14 protein-coding genes are annotated in these 17,599 nt (G+C 61.5%); 6 read left to right on the plus strand and 8 right to left on the minus strand.

What is annotated here, in order from left to right:
• Positions 1-3: 3 nt before the first annotated feature.
• From ACTJJI_RS11255 to ACTJJI_RS11275, 5 genes are read right to left on the minus strand one after another with little or no spacing between them, the layout of a single operon-like run.
• Positions 4-5,586 carry a trifunctional serine/threonine-protein kinase/ATP-binding protein/sensor histidine kinase gene (locus ACTJJI_RS11255; protein ID WP_440654070.1) on the minus strand — a complete coding sequence of 1,861 codons (5,583 nt, stop codon included), beginning with the start codon at positions 5,584-5,586 and terminating at the stop codon, positions 4-6.
• A gap of 9 nt (positions 5,587-5,595) precedes the next feature.
• Complete coding sequence (locus ACTJJI_RS11260) at positions 5,596-5,976, minus strand: response regulator transcription factor (RefSeq protein WP_014830500.1); 381 nt, start codon at positions 5,974-5,976, stop codon at positions 5,596-5,598.
• Between the two features lie 23 nt (positions 5,977-5,999).
• On the minus strand, positions 6,000-6,260 hold the full coding sequence (locus ACTJJI_RS11265) for a XapX domain-containing protein (RefSeq protein WP_014830499.1): 261 nt from the start codon (positions 6,258-6,260) through the stop codon (positions 6,000-6,002).
• Entirely contained in the window at positions 6,257-6,469 is a 213-nt protein-coding gene (locus ACTJJI_RS11270; protein ID WP_050859712.1) for a DUF1427 family protein, read from the minus strand. Before ACTJJI_RS11270 ends, ACTJJI_RS11265 begins: the two co-directional genes overlap by 4 nt.
• 60 nt (positions 6,470-6,529) lie before the next feature.
• The gene (locus ACTJJI_RS11275) at positions 6,530-7,216 is read right to left on the minus strand and encodes a hydrolase (RefSeq protein WP_003863053.1); all 687 of its coding nucleotides are present in this window, start codon (positions 7,214-7,216) and stop codon (positions 6,530-6,532) included.
• Between the two features lie 217 nt (positions 7,217-7,433).
• On the opposite strand from ACTJJI_RS11275, the gene ACTJJI_RS11280 reads away from it, so the two are divergent.
• From ACTJJI_RS11280 to ACTJJI_RS11295, 4 genes are read left to right on the plus strand one after another with little or no spacing between them, the layout of a single operon-like run.
• Positions 7,434-9,305: an amidohydrolase gene (locus ACTJJI_RS11280; RefSeq protein ID WP_440654073.1), complete on the plus strand. Its 1,872-nt coding sequence runs from the start codon at positions 7,434-7,436 to the stop codon at positions 9,303-9,305.
• Entirely contained in the window at positions 9,305-9,712 is a 408-nt protein-coding gene (locus ACTJJI_RS11285; protein ID WP_050859710.1) for a DoxX family protein, read from the plus strand. The genes ACTJJI_RS11280 and ACTJJI_RS11285 overlap by 1 nt, the downstream gene beginning before the upstream one ends.
• Positions 9,709-11,328: an MFS transporter gene (locus tag ACTJJI_RS11290; RefSeq protein ID WP_050859709.1), complete on the plus strand. Its 1,620-nt coding sequence runs from the start codon at positions 9,709-9,711 to the stop codon at positions 11,326-11,328. Before ACTJJI_RS11285 ends, ACTJJI_RS11290 begins: the two co-directional genes overlap by 4 nt.
• 30 nt (positions 11,329-11,358) lie before the next feature.
• On the plus strand, positions 11,359-12,180 hold the full coding sequence (locus ACTJJI_RS11295) for an alpha/beta fold hydrolase (protein WP_440654076.1): 822 nt from the start codon (positions 11,359-11,361) through the stop codon (positions 12,178-12,180).
• On the opposite strand, the gene ACTJJI_RS11300 is transcribed toward ACTJJI_RS11295, so the two are convergent.
• Both ACTJJI_RS11300 and ACTJJI_RS11305 read right to left on the minus strand, forming a co-directional pair.
• The gene (locus ACTJJI_RS11300; RefSeq protein ID WP_440654078.1) at positions 12,143-13,564 is read right to left on the minus strand and encodes an MFS transporter; all 1,422 of its coding nucleotides are present in this window, start codon (positions 13,562-13,564) and stop codon (positions 12,143-12,145) included. The two genes, ACTJJI_RS11295 and ACTJJI_RS11300, sit on opposite strands and share 38 nt — an antisense overlap.
• A gap of 50 nt (positions 13,565-13,614) precedes the next feature.
• A complete protein-coding gene (locus ACTJJI_RS11305) occupies positions 13,615-14,703 on the minus strand; it encodes a cellulase family glycosylhydrolase (protein WP_440654080.1) in 1,089 nt (362 codons plus the stop codon).
• Between the two features lie 185 nt (positions 14,704-14,888).
• On the opposite strand from ACTJJI_RS11305, the gene ACTJJI_RS11310 reads away from it, so the two are divergent.
• A complete protein-coding gene (locus ACTJJI_RS11310; protein WP_440654082.1) occupies positions 14,889-15,896 on the plus strand; it encodes a LacI family DNA-binding transcriptional regulator in 1,008 nt (335 codons plus the stop codon).
• Here the strand turns inward: ACTJJI_RS11310 and fosA are convergent.
• Positions 15,882-16,307 carry a FosA/FosA2 family fosfomycin resistance glutathione transferase gene (fosA, locus tag ACTJJI_RS11315; RefSeq protein WP_045620185.1) on the minus strand — a complete coding sequence of 142 codons (426 nt, stop codon included), beginning with the start codon at positions 16,305-16,307 and terminating at the stop codon, positions 15,882-15,884. The genes ACTJJI_RS11310 and fosA overlap by 15 nt on opposite strands.
• Before the next feature lie 199 nt (positions 16,308-16,506).
• Here fosA and trpS point away from each other — a divergent pair, with 199 nt between their 5' ends.
• Positions 16,507-17,508 (plus strand): tryptophan--tRNA ligase, encoded by a 1,002-nt coding sequence (gene trpS / locus ACTJJI_RS11320; protein WP_440654084.1) that lies wholly within the window; start codon positions 16,507-16,509, stop codon positions 17,506-17,508.
• Positions 17,509-17,599: the final 91 nt, after the last annotated feature.

Genomic DNA, 17,599 nt, shown 5'->3' on the forward strand with positions numbered 1-17,599 from the left:
TCGTTACCCTTCCTGTGCCGCAAGCGGCAGCGCAAAGGCAAAGACGGTGCCGTGCGGCTCCCGGCGGCGCGCGCTCAGTTTCCCGCAGTGCCGCTCAATGATGCTGGCACTGATGGTCAGCCCCATCCCCATGCCCTGCGCTTTGGTGGAATAGAACGAGTCAAAAATCTTCTCCAGCCGCTCAGGCTCAATGCCGCTGCCGGTATCGGCTATCTCAACCAGCACTCTCCCTTCCGCGTTGCTGGTGGTAATGGTGATGGTGCAAGGGCGATCTTTCACCTCGGCCATCGCCTCTACTGCATTCATCACCAGGTTGAGCAATACCTGCTGGATCTGCACGCTATCGCCGGTGATAAAGCTGTCACTGGCCTTCAACAGATAATCAACGCTAATGTGTCGCTGCTCAAGCTCGCTGCGCGAGAGTGCGATGATATGGTGGATCAGGTAGTGCAGATCGATGCGTGAGAAGGTCGGATCCTGCTTACGCGTCAGAGACTGAATGCTGCGGATGATCTCCCCCGCCCGCGCGCCTTCAGCGGCGATCTCCTCCAGCCCTTCCCGCACTTTATCCAGCCGGGCAGGCTCCCGGCTGAGCCAGCGCAGGCTCGCCCCGGCGTTGGAGACGATCGACATCAGCGGCTGGTTGATCTCATGGGCGATGGAGGAGGTCAGTTGCCCGACGGTGGTGGCCCGGGAAACGCGCGCCAGATCTGCCTGCGCCACCCGCATCGCATCCTCCGCCGCACGCTGGCTGGTGATGTCGGTGATGATGCCGTAATACTCATTCACCTCGCTGCCCACACCCACCGGATCGCCAATGCCGAGAATATAGCGGATTGAGCCATCGGTACGGTTGATGCGGAACTCCGCCCGCATGGAGAGCCCTTCACCTACGCTTTGGGTGACAATGGCGCTGATCCGGGCGTAATCGTCCTGATGCACAAAGGTCAGAAACTCGGCCATCGAGATCATTTTTTGCTGTTCAGGCAGGCCGAGGATGCGGGCGTACTCCTCAGAGATAAACATCAGATCCTGCTCCAGCTCCCAGCGCCAGCTGCCGGTGTGGCTGATTTGCTCGCCCAGCATCAGCGAGGTCTGGCTGGATCGCAGCTCTTTCTCCACGCGGCGACGCTGGATGTTTTCCGCCAGCAGTTCGGCATAAAGACGTGCCGTCTCCAGCGAGACCGCCGCCTGCGCCCCCAGCAGGCTCACCACGCGGGAGTGCTCGGCGGTAAAGACCTCCGGCATCAGACGGTTTTCGAGGTAGAGCACGCCCACCAGCCGCGCCTGTTTGAACATCGGGACGCACATCACGGCCGCCCCCGAGGTCACAAGATAAGGATCCTGACTGAAGGGGTGGAACTCTTCCGGCTTGCCGGTGCGGATCTCCTGCCCGGTGCGGATCACCGCCGCCAGCACCGACAGCGGCATATCGGTCGCCATCGGGACCTCTTTCAGGATCCGCACCCGCACGCCGTCGGTACTGGTCCACGCGCTGGCCTCGATCTCCGGGATATGGTTGTCGCTCACGCGCAGCAGCAGACCGCGCTGCGCCCCGGCCCGTTCAAGCAGCAGCGTCATCAGGTTTTCGATCAACCGCTCAAGGTTAATTTCTTCAGACAGCGCGCGTGACGCCTTGATCACGCTTTGCAGATCGCGGATCACTTCATTCTGTGCGAAGGCCACCGTGTCGTAGGCGCTGGCCTGCGCGGAGCTCAGAAGATGCGGGAAATCCTGCTCAAGCTGGCGCACTTTGGCCTGTGCGCCGGCGCGACCCCAGGCGGCGATCGCCCCGCGAAAGTGAGCGTCCGAGGCCGTCGGGTAGCCGCAGGCAAGGGCAAAGCGTCCCGCCAGCTCGTGGGCCAGGGCATTCAGGGGATTAAAACCGCCCTCCCGCGAGAGGCGCACCGCTTTCTCATACTGCTCAAGCGCAATGCTGTTCATCCCGTCCAGACGCACGATTTCGGCGTAGATGAGTGCCTCTTTGTCGGCAAACGTGCCCGGATTAATCCGCGCCCAGAGGGCAATTTTGTCGTAATGGGCGTGAATACTGCGCCGGTGATCCGCCGAGAAGGTCTCCGGCGTCAGCTGTCTGGAAAGCGACAGGGCGCTGTAGAGATGGTAATCCAGCAGGTGAATATGGCCGGGCGCAGACCACGCGAACCAGCCCGCCTGCTCCAGCTCCGCCTGCGCGGCGGCATACTCCCCGCAGGTAAAGTGCGCCATCCCGCGGTACAGCCAGTACCAGAACAGCATGGTCGAGGTCTGCTCCGGGGCCTGCTCAGGCGCCGCCGGCAGCATCGCTTCAGGCAGCACCTGCGCGGCGCTCCAGGTGCCGATCACCGGCGTACGCAGAAACTCAACATAGCCGCGCTGGAGCATCAAAATCGTTTCGATGTCCTGGAAGTGGGTTTTGCGGACAAAGGCCAGACCGCGATCGATGCTGGTCAGCACCCCATCCAGATGATCGCCCCGCGAGAGGAAGTTGATCACCTGGTGACAGGCCGCAAAGCAGGCCACCGTCATGTCACCGTGGGTGACGGCGGCGGTAAAACAGGCCTTGGCGCACTCAATGGTGAACGACAGCGGCTGGGTCCAGACGCTGAGCTGATCGAGCGGCAGCAGGGTTTTGGCTTCAAAGGCATCGTAGCCGTGACGGTTTACCAGCTCGCGGGCCAGCGTGCCGTACTGGAACCCAAGGCGATACTCGGCGTAGCGTTGACCAATCAACACCCCAAACCAGGCCATCGCCGTGGTGGAGGCGCCGGTGATACCATGGTCGAGGGTCAGGTGCATCATGCGGCAGAGCAGCAAAAAGTGCAGGCGCGGACAAATAAAGCTGGCGCAAATGCTGGCACTGTAGAGCAGATTCATCACCGCTTCGGTTTCCGGGTTGTCCATCTGCGAGAGCTGAACAAAAAGAGGGTGCGGCGCGTCACCCGCGCGGTTGCAGAACTGTTCCCAGGCCTCGTCGCATTCGTTGTCTTCCGGGTAGTGGCTGATCTGGATACCAAAAATCCCCAGCCAGCACAGCGCCGCCTCCAGCGCCAGACGGCTGTCGGACTTTCGGATATACACTTCCACCAGCAGGTTAGCCGCCAGCGCTTTTTCGGTCAGACCGCCGGGGCAGCCGAGGATCAAATCACACAGTTCTCGGGTACGCTCCAGGTGGCCGAGCGCAAATTCACAGCCCGCCTCTTCGATGTCGAGCATAAAGTCAGACACCGTCCCGGTATTGCCCAACGCCCTGGCGGTCTGTATGTAGCTCAGTGCCGAATGATAATCGCCCGTGCGCTTCGCCCGCCGTGCGGCCAGCAGGCTGAGTTCGCGGAACATCTGCCGCTGCGGAGCGGGCTGGATGCTGTCCAGAGCAGCCGACACGTGGTGCACGGCGCGGAACAGCAGTTCGTTCCCCGCCGCCTGGCGCGCGGCCTCGGCCAGCAGGCTGGCGGTGGTCAGGTGCAGGTGGCTTTTTTCACCCGGGTCCAGCAGCGCAAAGGCGGCTTCCTGCACCCTGTCGTGGGTAAAGGCGTACTCTTTTTCCGTCAGCACAATGAGCTGCGCCATCACCGCCGGGTGCAGCGCGTAACGGATTTCCGCCACCGACATCCCGACCACCCGGCACAGCATCTCCAGCTCGCCCGTGCCGCCAAGACAGGCAATGCTGCCCAGCAGTCGACGCGTTTCGTCGGGCATCTCTTCGAGCTTTTCCAGCACCAGGGTGACGACGTTTTCGGTGTAATGCCGGGCTCGGATCGCCTGCAGATCGTACTGCCATTTATCCTGGTACTTGTTGTGGACCACCAGACCATCATCGACAATGCGGCGGAAAAACTCATGCACGAACAGCGGGTTACCGCCGGTTTTTTCGTGAATAAGCGTGGCGAGATCGGTGGTCGTAGCGCTGCGGACGCGAAATAGCGTGCCCAGCCAGCGTGCTACCGCCTTCACCGTCAGCGGCTGCGGAATAACCTCGATGGTGTTTTGCGCCGACGCCGGCAGGCTCGCGAGCTGCTGCTGTAGCGTCGGGTCGGATAACGACGCGATGTCCCGGTGCGCCACCACCACCAGCAGCGGGATGGCACCGCAGGTCACCAGCAGGTGCTTCAGCGTTTGCAGGCTGGCGGCGTCGCTCCACTGGAGATCGTCAAGCAGCAAGACCAAAGGACAGCCCTGAGAGGCAAAGGTCTTCACCAGCGCCAGTACCATATGGCTGAAGCGCGCCCGGGCATCGATGGAAAAGGTATCTGCCGAGAAGCGGGGTTTACTCTCCAGCAGCAGACCCAGTTCCGGCACCAGGCTGACGGCCAGCTCCTCATACCCCTCCAGGGCGCGTGAGAGACGGATTTTCCACTTCGCCACCTCTTCCGCGGGCAGCCCGAGCAGGTGCAGCGTCAGGGTGCGAAACGCCGAGCTTAATACACCGTAGGGTAACGTCGGGGAGAACTGATCCACTTTACCCACTGCCAGCAGCACCTTGCGCTGCTGCAGCGTTTTTAGCGCCGTCGCAATGATCGACGATTTACCAATCCCTGAGGGCCCGCCGATCGTCACCAGCTCCGGAACCATATTCTGCGCCACCCGCTCAAACGCGGCGATCACGTCGTTTGCCTGCGGATGCGCCGCAAAGAGAGAGTCCGCCAGATGGATCGCCGGCGTCCGGTCCTGCTGGCCGGGCGTAAAGGCGACGATTTCGCCCTCCGAGGTTAACGTTGCCTGACAGCGTCGTAGATCGGCAATCAGCCCGTCGACGGTCTGGTAGCGGTTATCGGGATTCTTCTCCAGCAGCTTGAGAATGATGGTTGACAGCATGCCGGGCACATCCGGACGCATCACGTCAGGAGAAAGTGGCTCAGAAGCAATGTGGTAATGCGCCCAGTTGGTCTGCTCGTCCGCGCCCAGCTCAAACGGCAGGCGTCCGGTCAAAAGCTCATAAAGCACAATGCCGAGGCTGTAGAGATCGCTGCGGCAATCGACGGCCCGCTGTGTGCGGGTGGTGTGCTCCGGCGACATATAGGCGGGCGTTCCGCCAGAGACGGCCAGCCGGGTCTGGGAAAAGGCCCCGGAGATACTGCATGAAAGGCCAAAGCTGCCCAGACGGCAGGTGGCATCGTGATGAACGAAGATATTGCCGGGTTTGATATCGCCATGAATCAGGTTTTGCAGATGCATCTGGCGCAGCGGCGCGCAGATCTGGATCGCCAGCTCGATAAACCGCGCGATCCCGGAGATCGCCCTGCCCGCGCGTCGCGCCAGCAGCTCAAACGAAAACGGCGCATAGACCAGCGCAAAACGCCCCCGGTACTGGGTGGAGGCCACGGCGCGGATGGCCCAGTTGTCCTGCAGGTGATCGCGCAACGCGAACTCATTTTTGAGCAGCCGGGTGGCCCGCTCTTCCTCTTCGTCGCTGACCGCGGTGGCAATGATAAAGGAGCCGCCAGAATGGGGATGTCGCGCATTCATCCAGGAGATCCCGCCCTCCTGCGCCAGCACGGTAAAAATCACATCCTCTTTCAGGACAAAAACCCGCCCATCATGGAGATTTCCCTGGGCGGGCCAGAATGCAGGCAGCTCGTTTTCGTTCATCCGCGATCCTTATTGTCGGCGGGCCAGCTCCCGCTGAATATGATCCAGCAGAATATCGATGTTAATGGGCTTACGCAAAAATGCAGCGGCGCCCAGGCTAAGGGCGTACCGCTGCATATTTTCATCAGCATGACCGGAGATAAAGAGCACGGGCGGTGGCGGTGCGGCCAGCAGCCGCAGCTTTTCGAACAGCTCCAGGCCACTCATGCCCCGCAGCTTGATATCGGTGATCACCAGGGCCGCATTCGGCAGCGCGAAAGGGTGGCTCAGAAACACCTCTGCCGAATCAAAGGCATGGGTCGCATACCCTTCCGACTCCAGGAGGTTACTCAGCCCGCTGCGGACAGAACGTTCGTCATCAATGATGGCAATGCGCCACGGCAGCGTCATGCGGTCTTTCCTCAAACAAATCATTAAACGTCGCGATTTTCCTTCGCAGGCGCGGGAGGCGCCGTGCCGCTGATTTTCGGCACACATTCGTGACGAAACCAGGCAAGGGTCAGCGGCTCGCGACTCATCAGCCGACGTCCCACCGGGATCAACTGTTCGCCGACCAGCATACCAAACAGGCCAAGCAGGGCGACAACCGGCGGTGCCGGAGAATGGACATCGAGCAGAGCGTAAATTACCCCAGCCACTACGCCGCACACCAGCGAAATTATCCAGGCCTTCATGACGACTCTCCTGCCGGATGGTGAACCACTACCAGAACACTGGCTACGCTGTCGCGGGCTAACAGATGGCGCGTCGCCTGCTCCCCGGCCAGCATCCCCAGCAGACCAATCAGCGCCAGCGCAGGCGGCGCGGGAGAGCGTACCTTCAGCACGGCATACATCAGGCCGATCAACACGCCTGCCGCAAGGGATATCAACCCTGTACTCATAGAGAACTCCAGAAAGCAGTCAGTGGCAGGCCGGATGAGGGACCAGCCTGCCGCCGGGACTTAGCGGGCCGGAACTGGCGCTAAGGTACGGTGCTCGCTCTTCTGGCGAGACGGCGCTTTGTGCACCATGGTGTAAGCGTAATCGACGCCCATGCCGTACGCGCCGGAGTGCTCACGCACGATGTCCATCACCGCGGTGTAGGTCTCTTTACGCGCCCAGTCACGCTGCCACTCCAGCATCACCTGCTGCCAGGTCACCGGGATCACGCCCGCCTGGATCATGCGCTGCATGGCGAAGTCGTGGGCTTCTTTTGAGGTACCACCGGAGGCGTCCGCCACCATATAGATCTCGTAATCGCCTTCCAGCATCGCGCACAGGGCAAAGCTGTTGTTGCACACTTCGGTCCACAGACCGGCAACCACCACCTTCTTCTTGCCGTTGGCTTTCAGCGCGTCACGCACTTTCTGGTCATCCCAGGAGTTCATGGAGGTACGCTCCAGGATGTCCTGGCCCGGGAACACGTCCAGCAGCTCCGGGTAGGTGTTACCGGAGAAGCTTTCGGTCTCTACGGTGGTGATGATGGTCGGGATGTTGAACACTTTGGCCGCTTTCGCCAGCGCCACGGTGTTGTTTTTCAGCACCTGGCGGTCAATAGACTGCACGCCAAACGCCATCTGTGGCTGGTGGTCGATGAAAATAATCTGACAGTTCGCAGGGGTTAAAACTTCGAGCTTTGAAGTGGTCATAGCATTTTCCAGTGGTTAAGGGTGAAATCGCCGTGAGTGCCACGACGATAAAGTCACCCTCATCCTGCGGTTTTCCGTCCCTGTGCGTAATTATCTCTTCGTATAGTTAACCTTAGGTATAGTTATACTTTGGTATACCTATCCTATTGTATAACTGGATCTTTGCCGAAACCGGTTCCCATAATCCTGACCATTCCCCTCTCAGTCAGGAGCAGTTATGGTTACCCTTGGAAAAGCCGATCTCATTCTGGTTAATGGCCTGTTTCACACCGTCGATCGCGAGAATCCTGTCGCCGAAGCCGTCGCCGTGCGCGACGGTAAATTCCTGGAAGTGGGTACCGTCGCCGAGGTGATGCAACACCACTGCGACGGCACCAAAGTGGTCGATTTAAAAGGCCACACCGCGATCCCCGGCCTGAACGACTCCCACCTGCACCTCATTCGCGGCGGGCTGAACTACAACCTCGAGCTGCGCTGGGAAGGTGTCCCTTCGCTGGCCGATGCCCTGCGGATGCTGAAAGAGCAGGCCCTGCGCACGCCGTCGCCCCAGTGGGTGCGCGTGGTGGGCGGCTGGACCGAGTTCCAGTTTGCCGAGCGCCGCATGCCAACTCTGGATGAGATCAACGACGCCGCGCCGGATACCCCAGTCTTCATCCTGCACCTGTACGACCGCGCCCTGCTCAACCGCGCGGCGCTGAAGGTGGTGGGCTATACCAAAGACACGCCGAACCCGCCGGGCGGTGAGATCCAGCGCGACGCCAACGGCAACCCGACCGGGATGCTGATTGCCCGTCCTAACGCCATGATCCTCTACGCCACGCTGGCCAAAGGGCCGAAGCTGCCGCTGGAGCAGCAGGTCAACTCCACCCGCCAGTTTATGCGCGAGCTGAACCGTCTGGGGCTGACCAGCGCCATCGACGCGGGCGGCGGCTTCCAGAACTACCCGGAAGATTACGAGGTGATTGCCGAGCTGCACGAGAAAAAGCAGATGACCATCCGCATCGCCTACAACCTCTTTACTCAGCGTCCGGGCCACGAACTGGAAGACTTTGAGAAATGGACCGACATGCTCACGCCGGGCCAGGGCAGCGACTTCTTCCGCCATAACGGCGCGGGCGAGATGCTGGTCTTCTCCGCCGCCGATTTTGAAGATTTCCTCGAGCCGCGCCCGGACCTCGCGCCGGGCATGGAGGATGAGCTGGAGCGCGTGGTGCGCCATCTGGTAGAGCACCGCTGGCCGTTCCGCCTGCACGCCACCTACAACGAATCCATCAGCCGCATGCTGGATGTGTTCGAAAAAGTAAACCGCGACATTCCGTTCAACGGTCTGCACTGGTTCTTCGACCATGCGGAAACCGTCACCCAGGCCAACATCGACCGCATCAAAGCGCTCGGCGGCGGCATTGCCGTGCAGCACCGCATGGCCTTCCAGGGCGAATACTTTGCCGAGCGTTACGGCATTGAAGCCACCCGCCATACGCCACCGGTGGCAAAAATGCTCGAGACCGGCGTACCGGTGGGCTTAGGCACCGATGCCACCCGCGTGGCGAGTTACAACCCGTGGACCGCCCTCTACTGGCTGGTCTCCGGGCGCACCGTCGGCGGGATGCAGATGTTCGATCACAGCGCCCGTCTGGATCGCGACACCGCCCTGATGCTCTGGACCCAGGGCAGCGCGTGGTTCTCCAGCGAGCAAAATCAGAAAGGGCAGATCAAAGTCGGCCAGCTCGCCGACCTGGCAGTACTGAGCAAAGACTACTTCCGCGTGCCGGAAGAGGAGATCAAGGGCATCGAATCCGTCCTGACGGTGGTCAACGGCGATATCGTTTACGCCGCAGGTACCTTTGGCCCGCTGGCCCCGCCAGCCATTCCGGTTCTGCCCGAGTGGTCACCGGTGGTAAAAGTCCCAGGCCACTACCGCAGCGCACCGCCACAGGCCACCCGCGTGGGTATGAACGCCGTCCACCACTGCAGCGGCCCGTGCGGGGTTCACAGCCACCAGCATGACTTTGCGCGCACGTCAGAGATGCCGGTGTCCGACGATAACGCTTTCTGGGGGGCGCTGGGCTGCAGCTGCTTTGCATTCTGATGAAAAATACCATTGCTCCGCCCCGGATCGACCTGGGGCTGTTCTTCCTGCGCCTGACCGGCAGCCTGCTGTTGTTGTACGTGCATGGCCTGCCGAAGGTGTTGCACTTCAGTGAAGAGCTGACGCGCATCGAAGATCCGTTTGGCCTGGGGCCGTATATGAGCCTGATCCCGGCGATCGTCGCGGAGGTGATCTGCCCGCTGTTTATCATGGTCGGCGTTTACACCCGCCTGGCCTGCCTGCCAATCATCGCCGTGCTGCTGGTGGCGATGCTGGCGGTGCACCCGGACTGGTCGATTGCCGAAGGGCAGTTTGGCTGGCTGCTGCTGATCATCTTCACCACTCTTGCCCTGACCGGGCCGGGCCAGTGGCGGCTGCAGCGTAACGCCACGGAGAGGTTCGCATGACTCAGGTTAACGACGTTCGCGACGCACACGTTGAGCCGACATCCGCGCAGACGGTCTCGCCCTGGCAGCCGCTGAGCCAGCCGGTGTTCCGCATGCTGTGGATCGCCACGGTGGTCTCTAACGTCGGCTCATGGATGAGCGACGTCGGCATCAACTGGAGCATGCTAAGCCTGAGCGCCGATCCGCTGGATATCGCGCTGGTACAGGCGGCCAGCAGCCTGCCGATGTTCCTCTTCGCCCTGCCCTCAGGGGTGATGGCGGACATCGTCGACCGACGTAAATACCTGCTCTTCTCCCAGCTGTGGGTATTTATCGCCGCCGCCGGGCTGGCGGTGCTCTCCTTCACCGGCCACGTCACGCCTGCGGTTCTGCTGGTAACAACGTTTCTGCTGAGCGTGGGCGCGGCGATGAGCTCGCCGCCGTTCCAGGCGGTGGTGCCCGACCTGGTGAGCAAGCCAGAGCTGGGGGCCGCCGTGGCGCTCAACTCGCTTGGGGTGAACATCAGCCGGGCCATCGGCCCCGCGCTGGGCGGTTTTCTGCTGTCGCTGGCCGGGCCGTGGATGGTGTTTGCCCTGAACGCGCTCTCCGTGGTCGGCGTGGCGTGGGTGCTGTGGCGCTGGCGTCCCGCACCGACAGTGCAGCGTCTGCCGCCGGAGCACTTCTTCTCGGCGGTGCGCTCTGGCATCCGTTACGTGCACGCCGCGCCGGTGCTGCGCAACGTGCTGGTGCGCACGGTGGCCTTCTTCGTTTTCGGCAGTGCGGGCTGGGCCCTGCTGCCGCTGGTGGCGCGCCGCGAGCTGGGTTTAGGCCCGGCGGGCTACGGCGTGATGCTGGCGTGCATTGGCCTGGGGGCGATTGCCGGGGCGATCCTGTTGCCACGTCTGCGCCAGCGGCTGAATGCTGATCGGCTGATGGTGGCTGCCAGCCTGACGTTTGCTCTTACCATGCTGGCGCTGGCGTTCGTGCGCCACTTCTGGCTGCTGAACCTGTTTGAGTTTTTCACCGGCTTCGCGTGGATTGCGGTGCTCTCCACCCTCAACCTCGGCGCGCAGCGCAGTGCCGCACGCTGGGTGAAGGCCCGCGCGCTGGCGGTTTATCTGACGGTGTTCTTCGGCTCGATGACCGCAGGCAGCGCCCTCTGGGGACAGATCGCGTCGCAGTTTGGTACCCCGACCTCGCTGGTGGTCGCCACGCTGGGGATGGTGCTGGCGAGCACCACGGTGTTCCGCTGGAAGCTGGAGAAAGATCCTGATTTAAATCTCGACCTCAGCGGCCAGCCGCTGGACGGCGTGGAGATCGACCTGCCGAACGAGCGCGGCCCGGTGCTGGTGTCGCACGAGTACATCGTCGAGCCGCACAACGCGAAAGCGTTTTTGCAGGCGGTGCACGAGCTGCGCCGGGTACGCCGTCGCGCCGGGGCGATGAGCTGGGCGGTATACGAAGATATTGAGCGCCCCGGTCTGTTTATCGAGACCTTCCTGATGGGCTCGTGGATTGAGCATCTGCGCCAGCAGGAGCGCCACACCATGAATGACCTCCTGCTGCAGAGCCGCGTTCTGGCTTTTCATCAGGGCACAACATCACCGGCTATTCGTTATCTGGTCGCGCCGGTTTAAACATAACAATCACCTGTAGAGGAAGACACTATGGCAACGTTTAAGGCAAAAGACGGCACGCAGATTTACTACAAAGACTGCGGCGCGGGTAAACCGGTTCTGTTCAGCCACGGCTGGCCGCTGGATGGCGACATGTGGGACAGCCAGCTGAACTACCTGGCCGAGCGCGGCTTCCGTGCCATCGCCTTTGACCGTCGCGGCTTTGGCCGCTCTGATCAGCCGTGGAACGGCTACGACTACGACACCTTTGCGTCCGACATCAACGACCTGATTACCACCCTGGACCTTCAGGACGTCACGCTGGTGGGCTTCTCCATGGGCGGCGGCGACGTGACCCGTTACATCAACAACTACGGCAGCGCACGCGTCGCCGGTCTGGCGCTGCTGGGCGCGGTCACGCCAATCTTCGGTAAATCCGACTCCTTCCCGCAGGGTGTGGATCAGAGCGTATTCGACGGTATTCGCGACGGGCTGCGTCAAGATCGCGCCCAGTTTATCAGCGACTTCGCGACGCCTTTCTACGGCATCAATGCCGGGCAGACCGTCTCTGCAGGTGCCCTGACCCAGACGCTGAACATCGCCCTGCTGGCGTCACTGAAGGGCACCATCGACTGCGTGACCGCGTTCGGCGAAACCGACTTCCGCCCGGATATGGCGAAAATCGACGTGCCGACGCTGGTGATCCACGGCAGCAACGACCAGATCGTGCCGTTTGAAAGCACCGGCAAGCTGGCGGCAGAGATGATCAAAAACGCCACGCTGAAGGTGTACGACAACGCACCGCACGGCTTCGCGCTGACCCACCAGGACCAGCTCAACGAAGATCTGCTGACGTTTGTGAAGTCGTTGTAATTTTTTCCAGGCCGGGTAAGGCGCAGCCGCCACCCGGCGCTTTCGCAGACGCGTTCCGCTCCGCCAGCAGCCGACAAATCTCCGCGTGCTTCTCCTCGGTAAAGGAAAAGCGCGACATAAACCCCATGCGGATCAGCGACCCTATCGCCGGCAGCAGGCAAATCCCGAAGAACAGCCCCGACAGCACGCCTTCGCTCTGAAGTTGCGCCTGCGGCACGTAACCGATCATCGTCAGAAACACGCCGATGAGCCCACCGCCCACTGCCACCGACATCTTGCCGGTAAAGGTCTGCCCGGAGAAGGTGATCGCCGCGCAGCGCTTGTGGGTGTGGTACTCCGCGTACTCGATGGTGTCGGCAATCATCGACGAGGTGAGGATGTTGGTCATCATCACGAACAGCGTGCTCAGGCCGAGCAGAATAAACAGCATCGTCACCTGCTGATACCCGACAAACCACATCACCACGCGCACCGCCACGTCCAGCCCGCAGAGGATCATAAACAGCTTCCGCTTCTGCATCCGGCGCGTCAGCATCGGCGCGACCAGGCACAGCACCGCCGCGACTATCCCCATCACGCCAATCGCCATCTGCAGGCTGCCGTCGCCCAGGTTGTTGATAAAGAAGTAGATATACAGCCCGCCCGCCACGTTGTGAAACACGCAGAAGAAGAACGACAGCAGGACGATAAACAGCGGCTTGTTCTGGCGCAGGTTGTGGAAGGTGTCGCGGATGGTCACCTTCTCCGGGCTCGGCGGCACGCGCTCTTTGATCTGCATAAAGCCGTTGAGCATCAGCGGCAGGCCCACCAGCATCATCACCAGCGCCGCCATAAAATAGCCTTTATCGTTGCTGTACTGGGCGAAGTAGGCCGCCAGCTTCGGGAAGAAGATGTTGGCGCAGGCAATCCCGGCGTTCACCCCGAGCATCGCCGCCGTCACCGCGCGGGTACGCTGGGCGGAGTCGTTGGTCATCACCGACGACATCGACCAGAACGGGATATCAGAGATGGCGTACAGCGTCCCCCACAGGATATACGTCACCCCGGCGTAGAGGATTTTGGTGGTCATGTCCGCTTCGATTTTATAGAACGACAGCAGCGTGACGCCGGTAATTAGCAGCGGGGCGATCAGCAAAAAGTGGCGAAACTTGCCGAACCGGCTGTTAATGGTGTCCATGATGCTGGCAAACAGCGGATCGTGAACCGCGTCCCACGCGCGGGCAATCAGGAAGATGGTACTGGCCGCCAGCGCCGAGATCCCCAGCACGTCGGTGTAAAAATAGTTAATAAACGAACCCACTAAACCAAAGCTAAAACACTGACCTAAACCATAGCCAAAATAAGACCACAACTCGCGAGACGGTATTTTCATTGTCGTTGCCATTGTTATATGCCTGCCTGGTTGCCCGGCGGTCGGCCGCCGGGTCGATATTATTAGCCCTGCACTTTCGGGGCGATCTTGCGCAGCTGCTGCATCAGGGCGATTTCACGGCGTGAGAACGGAATGCCGTTCTCCTCGAACACGTCGTGGAACCAGAGGCGGCAGTAGTCCGTGGACTCCTTCATCACCACTGGCCACGGCAGCCACGTCTGGGTTTTGCCGCGCACCAGCCCCCACTGATACGGCGCGACCTTCGCCGCGTACATCAGCGGAAGCTGCTCTTCCATCGTGCTGCCCACGTGGCGCGCCAGCCATTCGGTGCAGAACAGCGGCCGACCAAGCTGTTGCAGTTGCTGAATAATCGCCGTCATGCGGCCAGTGTGGGTGTAGGCGTGGAAGCTCACCACGTCCGAGAGCGCCAGTGCGGTCTGGTCCAGCGGATGCTGGAAGAACGTCTCGCCCTCCTCTTCCGGCGGCAGACGCCACGCGCAGACGGTGAGCGGCTGGGTCGGGTCTTCTTCACGCACCCACTGGAACGCCAGCTTCATCAACTCGTGCGCGCAAGTCTCCAGCTTCGCGTCGTACTGCACCTCCTGCGTGCCCGTCGCGAAAATGCCGCGGTTGCCCGGCTCGTTATAGAGATCCCACAGCAGCACGCGCTTATCGTCGCGGAACTGGCGGACGACGTCGCGGATATAGCGCTCAATCTGCGGCCAGCAGTCGGGCTCGCACACCTTGTCGCGCCCCGGGCTCGCCGCCGCCTGGCTGTTGTGCTTGCCCGGTACCGGCGGCTTTTGCGGGCCAAGGTACGGCTCGTCGCCGGAGAAGCCGCAGTCATCCATCAGGGTCAGCATGGTGCTGAAGCCGCGACCGTCGGCAATCGTCAAAAACCGGTCGATGCGCGCCATCAGCCCGTCGCGGTCGTGCTCCCAGACGATAAACGGCAGATTAATGCGCAGGGTGTTATAGCCCGCCTCCGCCGCCCAGCCCAGCTCGCGCTCGATGGTGACGGCATCGAAGGTCTCTGCCTGCCAGATATCGGTCCAGTTCACCGCCGTCGACGGCAGATAGTTAAACCCGCACAGCCAGCCTTTCTGTTCATACCACGCCTGTGCCTGCTCCCTGCTCCACTGCTCTTTCATTACGCGTCCTCTTACTGATAATATTTAGCTAATAAATATTAGCTGCAGGATAAATGCGCAAATCACGGCGTTGAGAAAAGCGACGACCCTCACAAAGTTCACGCTTCGATGAATGAGAAACGTGATCGACGGCGCTAAAGCGTGCGGTTAGGGTATGATGCGAAATCGCGAAAGGGAGAGGATGGATGAAGCGAAAAACGAAAGTAACGATGAACGATATTGCGCGGGCGGCAGGCGTGTCGCAGGCGACGGTATCGCTTGTGCTTAACCAGTCCCGCAACATCAAGCTCAGCGACGACACCCGCCAGCGGGTGATTAATGTGGCCACCGAGCTCGGCTACGACCGCCTCCCCGCCGTTCACGCCCCGCGCAACCAGGAAGAGATTGCCCTGCTGGTGAGCTCCATGCAAAGCTTCGACCCGTTTATCGACGCCATCAGCCAGGCGCGGGAAGCGGCGTGGCGCAACGAAACCCTGCTCACCGTCTACGACTACGGCGACGACATCGAGCTGGCGCTGAACATCATCCGCCAGCTGGAGAAGCGCAACTGCATCGGGATTATTCTCGCGTCTCCGGTCACCACGCTGGTGGACATGACGGCATTCCAGGACTGCACCCGCATCCCGCTGGTGCTGCTTAACCAGCGCGACCCCGGCTCGCCGCTGCTGCCGTCGTTTATCCCGGACGACTACGCCAACGCCTTCCAGGTGACTAAACACCTCATCGCCTGCGGGGCCACGCGCATCGCCCACATCACCGGCGAGAGCTGGATGGAGGCCTCGCGCCAGCGTCTGGCGGGCTACCAGGCGGCATTACAGCAGGCCGGACTCGCGTGCGACGACGGCCTGGTGCGCCAGACCAACTGGCAGTTCAGCGAGTCCTTTACCGCCACAACTGCCCTGCTGGAACTGGCCGAGCGCCCGAACGCCATCTTCTGCGCCAGCGACTGGCTGGCGATTGGCTGCTATCAGGCGCTGGCGGTGAACGGTGTGCGCATCCCGCAGGACATGCTGCTGGCGGGCTACGACGACCAGAAGATATCCGAGCAGCTCACCCCGCCGCTGACCAGTATCCAGCTGCCCTACAGCGAGCTGGGACGACTGGCGGTGGAGTACCTGTGTAATCAGGAAGATGCCGCCACGCACGTGACGCTGGCGGGCAGGCTGAAGGTGCGCGCCTCAAGCCTCGTCTGAGGTAAACACCATGCCCGCATAGGGCTTCTCGCGACACGCCGCCAGCCGCGCGGCGAGGCTGCCCACGTGCAGCTCCAGCTTGTGCCCGTCCGGGTCGAGAAAATAGAACGACGCCCCCTCGCTTTTGTTCTGCTTCCAGACGGTGACGCCCGCCTGCTCCAGCCTCTGTGAGAACGGTTCAAAATCCGCCTCCGCCACGGTAAACGCGTAATGGGTATAGTCGCTCTCCTGCGGCGGCACGTACCGGCGCGCCTCGTCGTACGACAGGCAGACCCACAGATCGCCGCAGGTGAGATAGGCCCCGGTATTCCAGCGGGCGTGCAGCGCAAGCCCCAGCAGCTCGTGCCAGAAGGTGACGCTTTTTTGCAGGTCGCTGACCGCGAGGGTCAGGTGGTTGAGAGATTGCAGCATGACGTGCCCTTTTGTTTTTCGCGCCGGACGTGGTACGGTAAAGAGATGAACATAAACCACGCCGTACTCACCGTAAACCGCTGGTGGCTGCCTTCTTAAAGGCGGCGCGGAGTAGTTTTCCCCATTTTCAGATAGCCGCCGAAAGGCGGCTTTCTCACATCTAAGACCCCTTTCGGCATTACAACGTTAAGGAGTCTTTATGAACCCGCAAACCATCCTCACCGGCGACCGCCCAACCGGCCCGCTGCACCTTGGCCACTTTGTCGGATCGCTGCGCCAGCGCGTGGCGCTGCAGCAGACGCACAACCAGTTTGTGCTGATTGCCAACCTGCAGGGGCTGACCGACAACGGCAGTAACCCGCAGAAGATCCGCGACAACATCCCCGAGGTGCTGGCCGATTACCTCGCCGCCGGCATCGACCCGAACCTGACCACGATCTGCCTGCAGTCCGCCCTGCCCGCCCTCGCCGAGCTGACGATGCTGTATATGAACATCGTCACCGTCGCCCGCGTGGAGCGTAACCCGACGGTGAAAAACGAGATTGCGCAGAAAGGTTTCGCCCGCTCGCTGCCGGTCGGCTTTATGGCCTACCCCATCAGCCAGGCGGCGGACATCACCGCGTTTAAGGCCGAGTGCGTGCCCGTCGGCGACGACCAGCTGCCGATGATTGAGCAGACCAACGAGATTGTGCACAAGATGAACAGCCTGCTGCCCGCCCCGGTGCTGCGCCACTGTAAAGCGATGCTGAGCGACACCAGCCGCCTGCCCGGCATCGATGGCAGCGCCAAGATGTCGAAATCGCTGGGCAACACGCTGCACCTTTCGGCCAGCGAAGAGACCATTCATCGTGCGGTCAGCGCCATGTACACCGACCCGAACCACCTGAAGGTGAGCGACCCCGGGCAGATTGAGGGGAACGTGGTGTTTACTTACCTCGACGCGTTTCATCCGGACAAGGAGAAAGTGGCAGCGATGAAGGCGCACTATCAGGCGGGCGGGCTGGGCGACCGGGTGTGCAAGAACGAGCTGGAGGCGTGCCTGCAGGAGCTGATTGCGCCGATGCGGGAGCGGAGGGCGATGTATATGCGGGATAAGGGGGAATTGATGGCGATGCTGAAGCGCGGGACCGAACGGGCGCAGGGGGTGACGCAAGGGACGTTGAGGGAGGTGAAGGTTGGGCTGGGGGTGCCGGTGTTTTGAGAGTGTGAGTTAAGAGAGTTAGCGGTGGAGTGTATGGTACCGGCATGAAGCCGCTAACTCTTTTATTACGAAAATAAGCGAGGCGCAACAA

The organism is Enterobacter sp. 22466 (assembly GCF_052044775.1).
Taxonomy (GTDB): domain Bacteria; phylum Pseudomonadota; class Gammaproteobacteria; order Enterobacterales; family Enterobacteriaceae; genus Enterobacter; species Enterobacter dissolvens.